14 protein-coding genes and 1 riboswitch are annotated in these 16,471 nt (G+C 67.6%); of the genes, 8 read left to right on the forward strand and 6 right to left on the reverse strand.

What is annotated here, in order from left to right:
- Positions 1 to 226 precede the first annotated feature (226 nt).
- On the forward strand, positions 227 to 1,369 hold the full coding sequence (locus F757_RS0107400; protein WP_027210857.1) for a metallophosphoesterase family protein: 1,143 nt from the start codon (positions 227 to 229) through the stop codon (positions 1,367 to 1,369).
- Positions 1,366 to 3,990 carry an AAA family ATPase gene (locus F757_RS0107405; protein ID WP_027210858.1) on the forward strand — a complete coding sequence of 875 codons (2,625 nt, stop codon included), beginning with the start codon at positions 1,366 to 1,368 and terminating at the stop codon, positions 3,988 to 3,990. Before F757_RS0107400 ends, F757_RS0107405 begins: the two co-directional genes overlap by 4 nt.
- 25 nt (positions 3,991 to 4,015) lie before the next feature.
- Here F757_RS0107405 and cobJ read toward each other — a convergent pair whose 3' ends face one another.
- The 4 genes from cobJ to cobG are packed head-to-tail and all read right to left on the reverse strand — an operon-like array spanning position 4,016 to position 8,731.
- Positions 4,016 to 5,845 (reverse strand): precorrin-3B C(17)-methyltransferase, encoded by a 1,830-nt coding sequence (gene cobJ, locus F757_RS0107410; protein ID WP_027210859.1) that lies wholly within the window; start codon positions 5,843 to 5,845, stop codon positions 4,016 to 4,018.
- On the reverse strand, positions 5,842 to 6,585 hold the full coding sequence (locus tag F757_RS0107415; protein ID WP_027210860.1) for a precorrin-2 C(20)-methyltransferase: 744 nt from the start codon (positions 6,583 to 6,585) through the stop codon (positions 5,842 to 5,844). The genes cobJ and F757_RS0107415 overlap by 4 nt, the downstream gene beginning before the upstream one ends.
- Positions 6,582 to 7,208: a precorrin-8X methylmutase gene (locus F757_RS0107420; protein WP_027210861.1), complete on the reverse strand. Its 627-nt coding sequence runs from the start codon at positions 7,206 to 7,208 to the stop codon at positions 6,582 to 6,584. The genes F757_RS0107415 and F757_RS0107420 overlap by 4 nt, the downstream gene beginning before the upstream one ends.
- 5 nt (positions 7,209 to 7,213) lie before the next feature.
- Positions 7,214 to 8,731, reverse strand: coding sequence for a precorrin-3B synthase (cobG, locus tag F757_RS0107425; protein WP_442856632.1), 1,518 nt, complete (start codon positions 8,729 to 8,731; stop codon positions 7,214 to 7,216).
- Between the two features lie 92 nt (positions 8,732 to 8,823).
- Positions 8,824 to 9,013: riboswitch (cobalamin riboswitch) on the reverse strand.
- Positions 9,014 to 9,096: 83 nt separating this feature from the next.
- Between cobG and F757_RS33135 the strand changes: the two genes are divergently transcribed.
- The 4 genes from F757_RS33135 to cobM are packed head-to-tail and all read left to right on the forward strand — an operon-like array spanning position 9,097 to position 12,926.
- Entirely contained in the window at positions 9,097 to 10,359 is a 1,263-nt protein-coding gene (locus tag F757_RS33135; protein WP_035466454.1) for a bifunctional cobalt-precorrin-7 (C(5))-methyltransferase/cobalt-precorrin-6B (C(15))-methyltransferase, read from the forward strand.
- Positions 10,360 to 10,364: 5 nt separating this feature from the next.
- Positions 10,365 to 11,453 carry a cobalt-precorrin-5B (C(1))-methyltransferase gene (locus tag F757_RS0107435; protein WP_027210863.1) on the forward strand — a complete coding sequence of 363 codons (1,089 nt, stop codon included), beginning with the start codon at positions 10,365 to 10,367 and terminating at the stop codon, positions 11,451 to 11,453.
- Entirely contained in the window at positions 11,450 to 12,172 is a 723-nt protein-coding gene (locus F757_RS0107440) for a cobalt-precorrin-6A reductase (protein ID WP_027210864.1), read from the forward strand. The genes F757_RS0107435 and F757_RS0107440 overlap by 4 nt, the downstream gene beginning before the upstream one ends.
- A gap of 28 nt (positions 12,173 to 12,200) precedes the next feature.
- Complete coding sequence (cobM, locus tag F757_RS0107445; protein ID WP_027210865.1) at positions 12,201 to 12,926, forward strand: precorrin-4 C(11)-methyltransferase; 726 nt, start codon at positions 12,201 to 12,203, stop codon at positions 12,924 to 12,926.
- A 72-nt stretch (positions 12,927 to 12,998) separates the two neighbouring features.
- Here cobM and F757_RS0107450 read toward each other — a convergent pair whose 3' ends face one another.
- Entirely contained in the window at positions 12,999 to 14,492 is a 1,494-nt protein-coding gene (locus tag F757_RS0107450; protein ID WP_027210866.1) for an MDR family MFS transporter, read from the reverse strand.
- Positions 14,493 to 14,662: 170 nt separating this feature from the next.
- Between F757_RS0107450 and F757_RS0107455 the strand changes: the two genes are divergently transcribed.
- Positions 14,663 to 14,935 carry a DUF1488 domain-containing protein gene (locus F757_RS0107455; protein WP_027210867.1) on the forward strand — a complete coding sequence of 91 codons (273 nt, stop codon included), beginning with the start codon at positions 14,663 to 14,665 and terminating at the stop codon, positions 14,933 to 14,935.
- 227 nt (positions 14,936 to 15,162) lie between these two features.
- Positions 15,163 to 15,798: a carbonic anhydrase gene (locus F757_RS0107460; RefSeq protein WP_027210868.1), complete on the forward strand. Its 636-nt coding sequence runs from the start codon at positions 15,163 to 15,165 to the stop codon at positions 15,796 to 15,798.
- 19 nt (positions 15,799 to 15,817) lie between these two features.
- On the opposite strand, the gene F757_RS0107465 is transcribed toward F757_RS0107460, so the two are convergent.
- A complete protein-coding gene (locus tag F757_RS0107465) occupies positions 15,818 to 16,408 on the reverse strand; it encodes an alpha-ketoglutarate-dependent dioxygenase AlkB (protein ID WP_232221369.1) in 591 nt (196 codons plus the stop codon).
- Between the last annotated feature and the right edge of the window lie 63 nt (positions 16,409 to 16,471).

Consider the following 16,471-nt stretch of genomic DNA (forward strand, 5'->3'; position numbering starts at 1 on the left):
CCCAGGTCTGGAACCGCGAGTTTAGCGCCGTGCGCGGCACCGGGTGAACGCATCCGCCCGGAAGCGGGCGACGCACGGCTCGCTTTGCCGCTTTTTGCCGCTTGCGCGCGGTAACATGTACGGTTGAACTGCCGCGACGGTGGCTGCCCGGCCAGCCAGACCAGGTGGCGCACGTCGCAAGGCAACGCAAATTGAATGCGGGCAAATGCAATGCAATGGAGGCACAGTGATCAGGTTTCTGCACACGGCGGACTGGCAGATCGGCACGCAGTTCGGCCAGTTCGAGCCGGACGAGGCGGCGCATCTCGGTGAGGCGCGTTTCGACACGGTGCGCCGCATCGCCGAAGAAGCCGCCGCGCGCAAGGTCGACGCGGTGCTCGTGGCCGGCGACGTCTTCGATCTGCAAACGGTGTCCGACACGGTGATCCGGCGTCTCTTTGCCGCGCTGCAAGCGTTTACGGGTCCGTGGATCATGCTGCCGGGCAATCACGATGCGGCGCTTGTCGAAAGCGTATGGACGCGCGCGCAGCGCTTGAATTGCGTGCCGCCGAACGTGCGCGTCGTGCTCGAGCCGGGCGTCGTATTGCTCGACGCATGCCGCTTGGCGCTGCTGTGCGCGCCGCTCACGCAACGCATCACTTATGACGACACCACCGGCTTCTTCGACACCGCCGAAACGCCGCTCGGCTACTACCGTGTCGGCCTCGCACATGGCAGCGTGAGCGGCATCCTGCAGGAAGGCATCGACTCGTCCAATCCGATTGCGCCGACGCGCGCAGCAAGCGCGCGTCTGGACTATCTCGCGCTCGGCGACTGGCATGGCCACCTGCGCGTCGACGACCGCACGTGGTACGCCGGCACGCACGAGCAGGACCGTTTCCGCGCGAACGATCCGGGCTTCGTGCTCGAAGTGAGCCTGAGCGAGCCCGGCGCGGTGCCGGTGGTGCAGCCGCTGCGCGTCGGTCAATACCAATGGCACCGCTGGGATGAAACGATTGCTGTGCCGACCGACGTGGACACACTGAGAACACGCCTTGCCGCCTTGAGCCGCAACGACGTGCTGCGCCTCACGGTGAGCGGCGCCGCAGCGCTGGCCGAGGCCGAAGCGCTGCGCGTCGCGGTCGAGGAAGCGCGCGCCCGCATGCGCGCCTTGCGCGTCGACCTGAGCGCGCTTCACGTGCTGCCCACCACCGAAGACCTGGCCGAACTCGGCGCGCAAAGCGGCTATCTGGCGAAAGTCGTCGCGCGTCTGCGCGCGATGCAGGAGGACCCGCAGTCCGATCCGCAACAGGTCAAACGCGCCGCCGAAGCATTGCTGCTGCTGGCGCGTTTTCAACGTGAACTGCCGCGTGAGGCGAGGTCCGCATGAAGCTTCAGAGCATTGCGATACAGGAATTCAAGCAGTTCACCGGGCGGCTGTTCATTGACGGCCTGCAGCCCGGACTTAACCTTTTCGTCGGGCCGAACGAAGCCGGCAAGAGCACGATCGCCGAGGCGGTGCGCGCGGTGTTCCTCGAACGCTACAAGGCTTCGCATCTGAAAGATCTGCTCCCGTGGGGCAAGGCAAGCGGGCAGCCCTCGGTGGAAGTGAGCTTCGATCTCGACGGCGTGGCCTGCCGCCTGTCGAAGCAGTTCGTCACGCGTCAGCGCTGCGAATTGAAGATTGGCCAGAACGTGTTCGGCGAGGACGAAGCGGAAGACCGGCTCGCCNCCTTGCTCGGTTTCTCGCGCCCCGCGCGCGGACCGCTGAAGGCGGAGAACGCGGGGGTGCCCGGCCTGCTGTGGGTGCAGCAGGGCGGCACCCAGGACATGCGCGATTCCACGGGCCATGCGGCGCAGTATCTGCGCGATGCGTTGTCGCAACTGTCGGGCAGCCGTGAGTCGGCGGGAGAGGACGCGTTGATCGCCGTTGTGCAGCGTGAGCTGCGGCAACTGCTGACCGCGCGCACGCAGAAATCCACGGGAGCGCTTGCGGAAGCGGAAGCGGCGCTGACCGCGTTAAGCGCCGAGCGCGAGGACCTCGTGCGGCAGCGCGAGCAGTTCGACGAGAACATCGCGCGACTCGCCTCGCAGCAGGAAGCATTCGACGACGCCGAACGCAAGCGCCCCTGGTCGCTGCACGAAGAGAAGGCCGCGCTCGCACAACAGCGCGCGGAGGCGGCCGCCGACCTCGAGCGCAACGTCGAGGGGCTCGTGCAGGCGCTGAAAGTCAGCGAAGCGGAACTCGCGCTGTCGTTGCAGCGAGAACATGCCGCAGTGGAACTGGAAACGGCCGTCGCTCGCGAGCGCCAGCAGTTCGAGGCGGCGCGCGCCAATGTGTCGGCAGCCGAAACCGACCATGCGCAAGCCGCAAGCCGCGTCGCGCAACTGGAGCAGGCCGCCGCCGACGCCAATCGCGCGCTCGAACTCGCCAACGCAGCGGTGAGCGCAGCGGATTTGCGCAGCCAGATAGGCATGCATCGCGCGGAACTCGAACGGCTGCAAGCGGCGATTGGCGCCGCGAGCGAAGCGCATGACGCGCTCGTCGAGGCCACGCGCGCTGCGGCCTCGCTCGAAATCGACGAGGCGAAGCTGAAGCAGCTCGCGGCGCTGGACGCGTCGTTGACCGTGCTGCGCGCGCGCACCGAAGCGGCGATGACGCGCGTCGAATATCGGCTGAACGGCGCTATCACGGTGGATGACCTGCCGGTCAGCGGCGCGGGCGTGCTGCGTGTGGACGAAGAAAAGCGCATCGGGCTTGGCGAGCTTGGCGAACTGCGCGTGGTGCCGGGCGTTTCCGATTTGCCCGCGCGTCTGTCCGAACTCGCCGCGCTCAAAGCGCAGCACGCGCAGTTGTTGCAGGCGCTCGGCGTGGCCTCGGTCGCCGAAGCCGAATTCAGGCGCGAGCAATGGAGAGCGCTGCTCGCGCAACAGAAGAGCCACGCGAACCTGCTGCAAGCGCATGCGCCGCAAGGCATCGACGCGCTGCGCGCCGCGTCCGCTTCGGCCAGTGCCCGTTTGCAGGCTGCCAGCGAACGGCTGACCGGCTTACCCGACGTGTCCGCCGCGCTGCCGCTCGACGAAGCGCGACGCCGCGCCGACCTCGCGCACGCCGCGCTGGAAAGCGCGCGCAAGCTGTTGAGCGACGCAGCGGAGAAACGCTCGACCGGCATCGCCACAGCCGAATCGCTCGCGCTCCAGTTGCAGCGCAAGGAAGCGCAGTTAAGCGACGCGGCGTTCTGCCGCGAGCGCGCGCAGTGGCAGGCAAAGATCGTCGAACAGCGGGTGCAGGTCGAGGCGCTCGCCAGGCAGCGCGAAGGCCGCGAGCGCGAACTGCGAGCCGTGCGTCTGGACGATCCGGCGGCCGAGGCCAGGCGCTACCGGGCGTCGGCGGAACTGGCGCGTCAGGAGCAGCATGAACGGCAGGTCCGCATTGCGCATTTGCGCAGCCAACTGGAGACGGTGGGCGCGTCGGGGCTGGGCGAGCGGCTCGCCACGCTCGAAGCGAAGATCGAGCAGGCGACGCGCCGCAAGGAAGAACTGAGTTTGCGCGCGGGTGCTTTGAGCCTGCTGGACGAAGTGCTCGTCGCTGAGCGCGATGCGGCCGTGGCGCAATTGCGCGCGCCGCTGACCGAGCGCCTCGGCCACTATCTGAAACGGATTTTCCCGCAATCCACGCTTGCGCTCGGCGACGACCTGAGCCCCGCGACGCTCGACCGCTATGGCCGCGCCGACACGCTGGAGGCGCTCAGCTTCGGCACGCGCGAGCAGCTTGGCATTCTCACGCGGCTCGCCTACGCGGATCTGCTGAAGGCGTCGGGCCGGCCCACCTTGCTGATGCTCGACGATGCCGCGGTGCATACCGACGCGACACGGCGCGACGCGATCAAGCGGGCGCTGCTCGACGCCGCCACCCGGCATCAGATACTCGTGTTCACCTGCCACCCGGAACTGTGGGACGACCTGGGCGTGAGGCAGCGCGCCATCGACGATATCAAGGCAGCGGCCTGAGCGTTCGCGCTCTACGCGCCGCGCTTCATGTGTACCAGCGCGGCGTGTAGACCCATTGCGCGCCTTTGGTGAACTGCCGCGTGGTCGACGAACCCACGATCACCATCGTGCGCATGTCCACGTCGGTTGAACGCAGTTCGGCGAGCGTCACTGTGCGCAGCGTGGCGCCCGGCCTGCCGATGTCGCGCCCGAGCACCACCTGAGTGGTGGGCGCGCGGTACTCGCGCACGATGTCGAGCGCCTTGTCGAGTTGCCACGGACGCGCGCGCGAGATCGGGTTGTAAAACGCCATGACGAGGTCCGCTTGCGCCGCATGCCGCAGGCGTTGTTCGATGATGCTCCACGGCTTCAGATTGTCCGACAGCGAGAGCATGCAGAAGTCGTGGCCGAGCGGCGCGCCGGCTTGCGCGGCGGTGGCCATCGCCGCGGAGACGCCGGGCAGGATGCGCAGGTCCACGGCGGCCCACGCGCTGTCGCCGGAAGTGTCGAGCGCTTCGAGCACGGCCGAAGCCATCGCGAACACGCCGGGGTCGCCGGACGACACCATGACCACCGAGCGTCCTTCGCTCGCGAGTTCGAACGCGTGGCGTGCGCGCTGCATCTCCTCGCGGTTGTCCGTGCCGTGCACACGCTGATCGGCGCGCAGCGGCCCGGCCATTTTCACGTAGGTCTCGTAGCCGAGAATGTCGGTGGCTTCGTCGAGCGCGCGGCGCGCGGCGGGCACCATCAGGTCGGCGCTGCCGGGGCCGAGGCCGATCACGGTCAGCCGGCCCCGTGCGCGGCCTATCGTGTTGGCGTCGATCGCAAGAGGCGAAAGGGCGAGCGCGACGCCCTTGTCGTGCTCGTCATCCCCGCCGGCCAGCGTTTCGTAAGGGATGCGCAGCGCGGCTTGCAGCAGGCTTGTTGGTGAACTGCTGTGTTCCGTATGAGCCTGAGCGGCCCTGCTTTCGGCCTTGCTTTCGGCTTCGCTTTGGGCCTCGCTTTCGGCCCGTGCTTCGGCCTCGCTTTCCTCCCGGCCGTCGGCAAACCGTCCGGCGAAGCGCAGCGGCACGCCCAGACTTTCAGCCGCGTCGGCGAGCGCAGCGTTCGCCATTTCTTCCGGCGCTGCCAGCAACGCGGCGAGCGACTGCGTGGCAAGGCCGTGTGCGTCCAGTGATGCGCGCACGCGGCCCGCGATTGCAGAAGCGCTGCCCGCCTCTCCGGTTTGCAGGACCACCGCTGCAACCACGCTGCGCGGGTGAATCACGAGCTCGTCCTCGCGCCCGTCCCACACGCGCGGCGTCACGCGAATCGCGAGCCGTGCGCCGGCCGAGCGGGGCAGTTGCGCGTCGTCGAGCCAGGGCGCGTCGCCTTCTATACGCGTGCTCGCGCCCGCCAGCAGGTCCGAAACGAAGCGCTTGCCCTGGCCGATGTCCGCCAGCGCGTAGCCCGGCGGCGGATTGAGCACACAGGTGCCGAACCTGAGCTCACCGCTCGTCGTAATGGCCGGTGCGACAGCCAGCGCGGCCGCAATGTCGCGTGCCATCACGTTCACGCCAGCGAGGCCGCCGAGCAGCGGTACCACGGCACTGCCGTCTTCGGCGACGGCCAGCACAGGCGGTTCCGCGCCCTTGTTCGACAGCAGCGGCGCGACGCAGCGGATCACGATACCGGCCGCGCACAACGCGACGATCGGCGTGCCGCGCGCATACAGCTCGCGCAACTGCGCGCCCAGTTCGCTATAGGCGACGTCGACCATGTCGGCCTGCACGCGCCCGCGCAATGCGTGGACCTGCGAGCCTGGATACAGAGCCTGAATACGCCGCGCGGTAGCGAGCGCGCCCGCGCCCAGAATCACGACGGCGGGCGCCATCATCCTTGCCATTTTTCCCCCGGCACCACGAGCAGCGAGAAATACGGCGATGCCATCGGGTCGACTTCGGCAAGCGGCACGATGCGTTGATTGCCCATCGTCGCGCGCTCTACATACAGCGCGCGGTGTGCGAGGCCAAGCTCGACGAGCACGCGCCGCACCTTGTCGAAATTGCGGCCGAGCTTCATGACGACGGCGGCGTCGGCATCGGCGAGACGGCGTCGCAGTTCGTCTTCGGGCAGCACGCCTGACAACACCGAGAGGCTCTGGTTGCGATACACGAGAGGCGCGCCCAGCACGGCCGCGCCGCCGAGCATCGAGCACACGCCCGGCACCACTTCGCTGTCGTAACGCGCGGCGAGCCGGTCGTGCAGATACATATACGAGCCGTAGAAGAACGGGTCGCCCTCGCAGATCACAGCCACGTCGCGGCCCGCGTTCAGATGTCCGCCGACGATCTGCGCCGCGGTGTCGTAGAAGTCCGCGATGATCGCTTCGTACGAGAGTGGCGGCTCGAGCGCCTCGGTCGTCACGGGGTAGACGAGCGGCAGGCGCTCCTGGCCGTCGTGCAAATGCGCCTCGATAATGCTGAACGCGTTGCCCTTCTTGCCTTTCGCGACGAAGTACGCGACCACCGGCGCAGCCTTCAGCAGACGCAGCGCCTTGAGGGTGATGAGTTCCGGATCGCCGGGACCAACGCCGAGTCCGAAGAGACGCCCGCCGGGTTGCCGTGCGCCTGTCATTCGACCTCCGTCGCGAGTGCGTTGACCGCTGCCGCAGCCATCGCGCTGCCGCCGCGCCGGCCGTGCACGACGACATACGGCACGCCGCGGCTGTCGGCTGCGAGCATCGCTTTCGATTCCGCCGCGCCGACGAATCCCACCGGAAAGCCGAGAATCAGCGCGGGCTTCGGCGCGCCCGCATCGAGCATGTCGAGCAGATGAAACAGCGCCGTTGGCGCATTGCCTATTACGACGACGCTGCCCGCAAGGCGCGGGCGCCACAATTCGAGCGCGGCAGCCGAGCGCGTATTGCCGAGCTTGCGAGCCAGTTCAGGAACCCGCTCGTCGGTGAGCGTGCAGATCACGTCGTTGTTCGCCGGTAGCCGCGCGCGCGTGATGCCTTGCGCGACCATGCCGGCGTCGCAGAAAATCGGCGCGCCGTGGACAAGCGCCAGGCGGCCCGCTGTGCCGGCCTGCGTCGAGAACGCGAGATCGTCGATCACGTCGACCATTCCGCATGCGTGGATCACACGCACGGCGAGCTTTTCGAGGTCGGCGGGGATGCGCGACAGGTCTGCTTCGGCGCGGATCGTCGCGAAAGACTGGCGGTAGATCTCCTCGCCGTCGCGAATGTAGTCAAGCATTGGTGTTACTCATCTGGGTCATGCCTCGGTTCACTGCTGGCGAGCGGCGCGAGCGCGTCGGCGGCCTGCTCGATAGTCAGTTGGCGCGCGACGCATTCGCCGAAGCCCGGCTGTGCGTCGCGTCGATATAGGTCGTAGATGCCTCGCGCCACCGCCAGCAGCGTGAAGGGCGCCCGATGCGCGGCAGCGCAGGAGCGCGGGCAGCCGCTCAGGTGCACCTGAGCGCCGGCGGGCAGGCGCCTCGCAAGCGCGAGCGCATCGGTCTTGGTGTCGGCGAGGCTTCTCGCGCAACCGCTCGAACCGGCACACGCGATAAGCCGTGTGGCCGGGTCGCGGGCATCGCAAGCGAAGCCCAGTGTTGTCAGTGCGGCAAGCACGGCAGGCACTGCGTGAGTGCCGATGTCGGGCAGCAGCACGCTTTGCCAAGGCGTGACGTGCAGCGTCGCGTTGCCGTATTGCCGCGCGAGCGCAGCGAGGCGCCGCAGCGTGCTTGCGTGGATGCGGCCGAGAAACGGCTGGCCGCCCACATGCCAGGTGCCCGCGTCGCGTTGTGCATGGGCGCCGACGCGCAACGCGGGCTCGGCGGTTGTGCTGCGTTGCCAGTGTGCGAGGGCGGCGTCACGCTGCAAAGGGAAGTCGACGTAGCTTTGCGCATGCTGCAAGACGGCGTCGACGCAATGCGTGGCGAGAAGATGCCGCATGCGTGTGGTGTCGGCGGCAGCAAGGTCGAGGAACGTGTGCAGCAGCGCGCGCACGAGCGCCGGAACCTGCGCAGGCCGCACCGAAGACAACGCGGCTGCCGGGCGGGTTGCGCTGACGGGCGGGCAACCCGCGAGGCCGAACACGAAGCGGATCTCGCCGCAAGCATCCTGCGATGCCGCGAGCCACACATCATGCGGATGATCGAGCCGCGCAAGACGTTCACCGCCGTCCACGAGCAGCGCGAATTTCGGCGACAGCGCCGCGAACCGCGCGTCGCTTTGCAGCAGCGCGAGCAACGCCGCGCAAAGCGGTCTGGTGTCGAAAAGGGCGAACGGGTCGCGGCCCGCCGTGGGGCTGATCATCACGTTGCGGATGTCGTCGGCGGCGCTGGCGCTGAGAGCGGTGGGGGCGGTTGGGGAGCTCGGGGTGCTCGCAACACCCGCAGCACCCGCAGCACTCACGGCGCCCGAATCGGGCAACCAGGCGGCCTCAGCATCGGCGCGCCCGTCGAAACCGGCAGTGGCCATCGGCCCGAGACCCGCCTCGACCAACGCCGCAGTCAGCGCCGCTTCCTCGCCGCCGCGAACGCCGCGCAGTTGCAGATTCGCCCGATTTGTCAGCTCGATCACACCCGCCGCATGCCGCTCGCTCGCGTGCGCAATCGCCTCTGCCTGCGCCGCGCCCAGTTCGCCGCCCGGCAGCTTGATCCGGCAGATGCCGCCGTCGCGCGCGGCGACGATCCGCACGAGCCCCGGGCATGCCGAGGGCCGCAGCGCAAGGGCCGCGTCGGGCGGAACAGCAGAGGAGCAGGCTGGATTCAAGACGGACACCGCGGTTAGCGTCGCGCGACGGCCCGAGCAAGCCATGAAGCGGCCTGGCTGCGGCATCGGTACACCCCGCCCGATGTTGGCTGGCACGAACAGTCTCGCCGGCAGGTCTCCTGGCTCGCAGGTCTTCGTCCGTCGCGGCCTTCCCGGTTAAACCAGTGGCGTGGAGCGCAGGCGGACTCGCTGCATACAGTTGCGGGGGCAGCCACAGCGCAATCTGTTCCGCGCTGTGTTCCCTGTTAGGCCCCGAAGGGCACCGGCGGCTGTATTATGCCTTTTTTCGGATGGCACAACGAGGCTGGGCGCTTTGACCGGCGTGGCGCAGCGCATTGTTTGAGATACCACATGAGGAAGGATGCATGCCGGCGTGGCTGACGGTAGTGGGCATAGGCGACGACGGCTTCGCCGGTTTGGGGCGGCCCGCGCGGCGTGCGTTGCTCGAAGCGTCGGTGATTTACGGCGGCGAGCGTCATCTGTCGATGCTGCCGGCGCGGCTTGCCGCACGCCGCGCCGCGTGGCCGCGGCCGTTCGATCTCGCTCCGCTGCTTGCACAGCGGGGCCGCCCGGTGTGCGTGCTCGCAAGCGGCGATCCGATGCTGTTCGGCGTCGGCGCAACGCTCACGCGGCAGTTGCCGGCTGACGAACTGCGCGTGCTGCCGGCGCCTTCGTCGCTGTCGCTCGCCGCTGCGCGCCTCGGCTGGCCGTTACAGGAGGTGGCCACGGTGTCGCTCGTCGGCCGGCCTTTATCGGCTGTGAATGCTCAGTTGCACCACGGCGCCCGCATGTTCGTATTGAGCGCGGACGGCGGCACGCCGGCGGCCCTTGCGGCCTTGCTGAGCGCGCGCGGCTTCGGCGCGACGCGCATGACCGTGCTGGAGCATCTGGGCGGCGACGCCGAGCGGCGCATCGACGGCCGCGCGGATCAATGGTCCGCAGGCCAGATCGCCACGCTGAATCTGATCGCGCTCGAATGCCGCGCCACCGAAGGCGCGCCGCGTCTGCCGCTCACCTGCGGCTTACCCGACGACGCCTTTCGCCACGACGGCCAGTTGACCAAACGGGACGTGCGCGCCATCACGCTCGCGCGTCTCGCCCCGGCGCCCGGCGAATTGCTGTGGGACGTGGGCGCGGGCAGCGGCTCCATCGGCATCGAATGGATGCGCGCGCATCCGGCCTGCCGCGCGATTGCCGTGGAAGCACATGCGGAGCGGCAGCGCTTCATCGAACACAACCGCGACGCGTTGGGCGTGCCCGGTCTGCAACTCGTCGCGGGCCGCGCGCCGCAAGCACTGGCAGGGCTGCCCGCGCCGGACGCGATTTTCATCGGCGGCGGCGCGACGGCGCCCGGTGTGCTCGACGCATGCTGGGCGAGTCTGCGCGACGGCGGCCGGCTGGTGGCGAATGCGGTCACGTTGCAGGGCGAGGCCGCGCTCGCCGCCTGGCGCGAGCGCCACGGCGGCACGCTCACGCGCATCGCGCTGGCCGACGCGCAACCGCTTGGCGGATTCGATACGTGGCGGCAGGCGTTGCCGATCACCTTGCTGGAGGTGGTGAAGCGTCGCGACGCTGCCGGTGCGGCGAGCGACCTATCGAGCAATCCATCAAGCAACCCCTGCGCGTAACTGCGATGCGCGACGAGACTCCCGAACAACCCGCGCCGCTGCGCAGCGGCTACACGACCGGCAGTTGCGCCACCGCGACGTCGCTGGCGGCGGCGCGTCTGCTGCTCGCGGGCGTCGCGAGCGAGGTCGCCGAAATCGTGCTGCCGAAGGGGCAGCACGTACCCATGCCGCTCGTGTTCTGCCGCCTGACAGACGACGGCGCGGAAGCCGGCACGATCAAGGACGCTGGCGACGACCCCGACGTCACGCACGGCGCGGTGGTGTTTGCGCGCGTTCGGCTCGTTGCCGGGCCGGGCGTGGTGTTTCGCGCGGGGCCGGGCGTCGGCACGGTGACGCGCGCGGGCCTCACGCTCGCGGTCGGCGAGCCGGCCATCAACCCGGTGCCGCGCAAGATGATGACCGAGCACCTCGCGGAACTTGCAGCCGAGCACGGGTATAGCGGCGGTTTCGAAGTGACGATCGGCGTGGACGGCGGCGAAGCGCTCGCGCAGAAAACCATGAACCCGCGGCTCGGCATTCTCGGCGGGCTCTCGATACTGGGCACGACGGGTATCGTGCGGCCGTTTTCGTGCTCGGCCTATATCGCGTCGATTCATCAGGGTATCGACGTCGCGCGCGCCAACGGCTATATGCATGTCGCCGCCTGCACCGGCAACGCGAGCGAAGACGCAATGCGCGCGCACTACGGCTTGCCTGACATAGCGCTGATCGAAATGGGCGATTTTGTCGGCGCGGTGTTAAAGCACATGAAACGCGCGCCGGTCGAGCGCCTCAGTATTTGCGGCGGCTTCGGCAAGCTCAGCAAGCTCGCGGCCGGGCATCTGGACCTGCATAGCCGCAGTTCGAGCATCGACCTCGCGTGCCTCGCGAGCTGGGCCGCCGAACACGGCGCCGACGCGACGTTGCAAGCCGCCATCCGCGCGGCCAATACCAGTCAGCAGGCCGTAGCGCTCGCACATGCGCAGCAGGTGCCGCTCGCCGACATCGTCTGTGAGCATGCGCTGCGGGTGGCGCGCGAAATCGTGCCGCCGCAGGTGCATGTCGAAACGTTCGCCATCGACCGGCAAGGCAATCTGATCGGAGCCGCGCGATGACGCGGGTTCTGCTGCTGGGCGGCACCGGCGACGCATTGCGGATCGCACGGCACTTATCTGCCCGCGACGTGTACAGTCTCGCCGGGCTCGGCAAGGTGCCCGACGATCTGCGCTGTGCGGTGCGCGTGGGCGGCTTTGGCGGCAGCGACGGTCTGCAGCGCTACATCGAACAGGAAGCGATTGGCCTTGTGATCGACGCCACGCATCCGTACGCGGCGCAAATGAGCGCGAACGCGGCGTTGGCGGCACGCTCCGCTCGCGTGCCCTGCTGGGCTTTGCGCCGGCCCGCATGGCAGCCGCAACCCGGCGACGACTGGCGCATGGTCGACAACTGGAACGAACTCACGGCGGCACTGGCTGCGTTCAGACGTCCGCTCTTCACGCTCGGGCGCGAGCCGCTCGCACATCTGGACGAGATTCCCGCGCATCAGTTCTGGTTCGTGCGCTGCCTCGACTCGCATGCCGATACGCCGCGTGCGCGCATTCTCACCGCGCGCGGACCCTTCACGCTGGAAGGCGAGCGCGCGCTCTTCGCGCTGCAGGGCTTTGACGTGCTGGTCAGCAAGAATAGCGGCGGCAGCGCGACTGAAGCGAAGCTCGAAGTTGCACGCGAGCGCGGCTTGCCCGTCGTGATGCTGCGTCGGCCTGCTTTGCCCGCGGTGGAGCGCGAATTCGCCAGCACAACGGATCTGCTCGCAGCGCTGCGTCTGCCGGACTGAATCGTCCGCATCAATCATGGAGTCTTGAATGACGGTGTTTTTTATCGGCGCGGGTCCTGGGGATCCGGAACTTATTACGGTGAAGGGGCAGCGCCTCGTGCGCAGCTGTCCGGTGATTCTCTATGCGGGTTCTCTGGTGCCGGCAGCGGTGCTCGAAGGACATTCGGCGCTACAAGTGGTGAACACCGCCGAACTCGACCTCGATCAGATCGTGGCCTTGCTCGAGCGCGCGCACGGCAAAGGCCAGGACGTGGCGCGCGTGCATTCCGGCGACCCGTCGCTGTATGGCGCGATCGGCGAACAGATTCGCAGACTGCGCGAACTCGCAATACCGTATGAGATTGTGCCGGGCGTAACCGCCACGGCTGCATGCGCGGCGACGCTCCGCTGCGAGCTCACGTTGCCCGGCATTTCGCAAACGCTCATTCTCACGCGTTACGCGACCCGAACCGCCATGCCCGAAGGCGAGCAACTCGCCGACCTCGCGCGGCATCGGGCGACAATGGCGATTCACCTCGGCGTGCGGCACCTCGCGCGTATCGTCGACGAATTGCGCCCGCACTACGGCGGCGCGTGCCCCGTTGCGGTGGTTTATCGCGCGAGCTGGCCGGACGAGGAAAAGATCACCGGCACGCTCGACGATATTCTCGGCAAGATTCAGTCGACGCAGATCGAGCGCACGGCGTTGATTCTCGTTGGAGACGTGCTGGCCGCCGAGGGCTTTGCCAACTCCACGCTGTACGCCAAAAGCTGAACGGGTTGACGCAGCGCCCGCAACTCGCTCACGCATTCACGGCGGCGGCCACGGCGCGGGCGTTTGAACGGTTCAGTCTTCGAGCGGCGCGAGCGCTTCGAGCGGCATCTTTTTCTCGCCGCCGATGTTGATGGCCGGCACCAGCGCGAGCAGCACGACCACGAAAATCGCAATCGCGAACAGCGACACGAAGGTGAGGTGCAGCGACTGATGCAGCACCGTGCGCACGGCCTCGCTGCCGGCGAAGCTCGCCGCCTGGTTCTGCAGCAGGCTTTTCAGTTGATCGGACGTCACTACCGCGCTGCCTTGCGAATGGCTTAGACCGAAGTTCAGCACGGCGCCGAACAGCGTCGCGCCGAGCGTGCTGCCGAGGTTGCGCGAGAACAGGTTCGACGCGGTCGCACTGCCGCGTTCGTCCATCTTCACGATCTCCTGGATCAACATGAGGCAACTGACGCTCGCAATGCCCATGCCGAAGCCCATGACGAGCGAACCCAGGCCCGCGACCACCGGCGAGCCGCCCGGTGCGAGAAGGAGCAGCAGCACCGCGCCCACGGGAATGAAGGCACTGCCGCCTATCAGCATGCGGCGCAAGCCGATACGGTGAAACGCCTTCGCCGCAAGTGTTGCGCCGGTCGGCCAGCCGACCATCATCATCGTGAGTGCGAGGCCGGCGATCACGGGCGAGCGGTTCAGCACGCCTTGCACGTACATCGGCAGGAACGTGGTCGAGCCCATCAGGATCATGCCGGAGAGCAACGTGGCGCCGTTGCACGCGGCGATCGGGCGGCGGCTCCACAGTGCGAACGAGATCATCGGCTCGCTCGCGCGGCGCTCCTGCAGCACGAACAGCAGCAGACACACGACGAATGCGCCCGCAGCCATCGATGCATGCGCGAGGTCGTCGTCGCCCGCGTAGGTGAGCGCGGTCATCAACGCGGCGATGGCGGCCATGAAGAGCGCGGCGCCCGCGAAGTCGATGGACGGGCGCGCGTGCCGCTCGGATTCGCGCAGGAACGCAACGAAGCCTGCCGCCGATGCGAGGCCGATCGGCACGTTCATCCAGAAGATCCACGCCCACGACATGTTGTGGATGATGAAGCCGCCGACCATCGGCCCGATAACCGCCGCAATCGCCCAGACGCTCGCGAGATAGCCCTGCACCTTGCCGCGTTCGCGTGCCGGGTATAGGTCCGCGACGATGGTCAGCGTGACCGGCTGGATCGCGCCTGCGCCAATGCCCTGAATCAGACGGAACGCGATCATGGCCGGCATGGACCAGGCGAAGCCCGCGAGCACCGAGCCGAGCAGAAAGATCCCTATGCCGGCCAGGGCGATCGGCTTGCGGCCATACAGGTCGGCGAGCTTGCCGAACACCACGGTCATTGCCGTTTGAGCGAGCAGAAACGACGAGAAGACCCAGCTATACAGATGCAGATCGCCGAGTTGCGCGACGATCTGCGGCATGGCGGTGGAGACAATGGTGGCTTCAATGGCGACCATCGCCATGGATGCCATTACAGCGGCAATGACCAGAGGGCGTGACGATTGCGGATTGCGGGACATGGGGCGAAGTTGGTATCAGAATAGTGGGTGCGCGTGCCGTGCGGTGCATCGGCCGCGGCCGACTCCGAGTATGCACCTTGCGGGCAATCCGCGCAGTCTGTCGCACGCGGAGGCCGGCGTGGCACGGCGATTGCAACTTACGACATTCTTTCGACACATGGAGGGTCATTATGAGGATCGAATTCACCGGACGCCGTGAAGTGGTGGCGGCCGCGCGCGTCGCCTTCGAAGCCAATGTCGATGGAAAGGACGTCTGGTGCAGCGTCTCGCTCGACGCGCTGAACGACCATTTCGGCAACGGCGGGCCGTCGGCTCACAACCTGGTCGGCACTTTCGAGGCCAACCGCGCGCAGATCGAAAAGGCCGCAACGCGCGTGCTCGAAAAAAACGGCGGGCAATCCGTGGAACTGGAAACGCGCGACTTCGACAAGACGGGCCCTTGACGACGGGTCTTGCCGGTCCGGCATGCCGCCGGGCCACGTGCGGACCTGACCTACACATCAGACACGCGGCGGGATGAGCGGCGCGCCTGAGCCGAAGGCGGCAACGCGGTATAGTCGCGCGAACCGCTCGCGGCCGCTGCAGGCGCTAACACGCCGAACCGCGCCGAACCGCGCCGAACCAGGCTGAACCAGGCGCGCCGCGTAACTTCGACTATCTGGAGAACATCTTGCAGGAAATCATCGAGGGCTTGATCCGCTTTCAACGCGAAGTGTTTCCGCAGCAAAGCGCCTTGTTCAAGCGCCTGTCCACCGCGCAAAGCCCGAGCACGCTTTTCGTGACCTGCTCGGACAGCCGCGTGGTCCCTGAGTTGCTGACGCAGGCGGAGCCGGGCGCGCTTTTCGTGATTCGCAATGCGGGCAACATCGTGCCCTCGTATGGTCCCGAGCCCGGCGGCGTGTCCGCAACGGTCGAATATGCGGTTGCGGTGCTTGGCGTGCGCGACATTGTGATATGCGGGCATTCGAACTGCGGCGCGATGACCGCGATCACCGCCAACACCAACCTGGAACACCTGCCAGCGGTGGCCGGCTGGCTGCGTCACGCGGATGCCGCGAAGGCCATCAACGCGTCGCGCAGCTACGAGTCGCCCGCGCAACGGCTCGACGCGCTGGTCAAGGACAACGTGGTCGCGCAGCTGGCGAACATCCGCACCCATCCTTCCGTTGCGGTCGGGCTCGCCAACAAGACACTGCAACTGCACGGCTGGATTTTCGACATCGAGAGCGGGGTGATGCTCGCACTCGACGGTCGCACCGGTCAATTCGTGCCCTTGCTAGAAAATCCGGACATTTTTGCCGTGTGACCTGGGCGGCACTGCACGGCTACTCGCGCGGACCGTTGTAGCAGCGAAACGCGAGGCTGATGCGCGGCCCGACGCTTTCCGCGAGCTTGGGAATGCCGTGGTCGTGCGTGAATTGCGACGCGTAGCTCATGACAAGGCAACTGCCCGGCTCCAGTTCGACATGCACCGCGCGGCCGGGGCCTTTTTTCGGGCGGATTGTCATGCGGCGCGCGGCGCCGAGCGAGACGATCGCAATCGGCGCGCCGCGCACCAGGTTGGCGGTTTTGTCGTTGTGCGGCGCGACGCTGTCATGTTCGTCCCGGTACAGGTTCAGCCCCACGCGGTTAAACGGCGCGCCGACGAGCGAGCGCACCGCCTCGAATGCGGCGCCAAGCGGCGCGGGCAGATCCGCCGATTCGCGCAGGAACGTGGCGATCAGGCGGGGCACGGCCACTTCGCGCTCATACATCATGCGCTGATGGCTGCTCCAGCCAATGCTGTCCAGCAACTCGACAAACCACTGTTGCGCCAGATCTGGCGCGATGGACTCGGGCAGATAACGGATACCGCCTTCGCGGTCGCGGAACAGACTGACCGGTTCCGGGGCAAACAGAGCTTGCTGGCACGCCATGATCGAACGCCGGGCGGATACTGACCCGCCGGGAAATGACTGGTTCATGCAGGTCATTATACT

The organism is Burkholderia sp. WSM2232, assembly GCF_000472545.1.
Classification (GTDB): Bacteria; Pseudomonadota; Gammaproteobacteria; order Burkholderiales; family Burkholderiaceae; genus Paraburkholderia.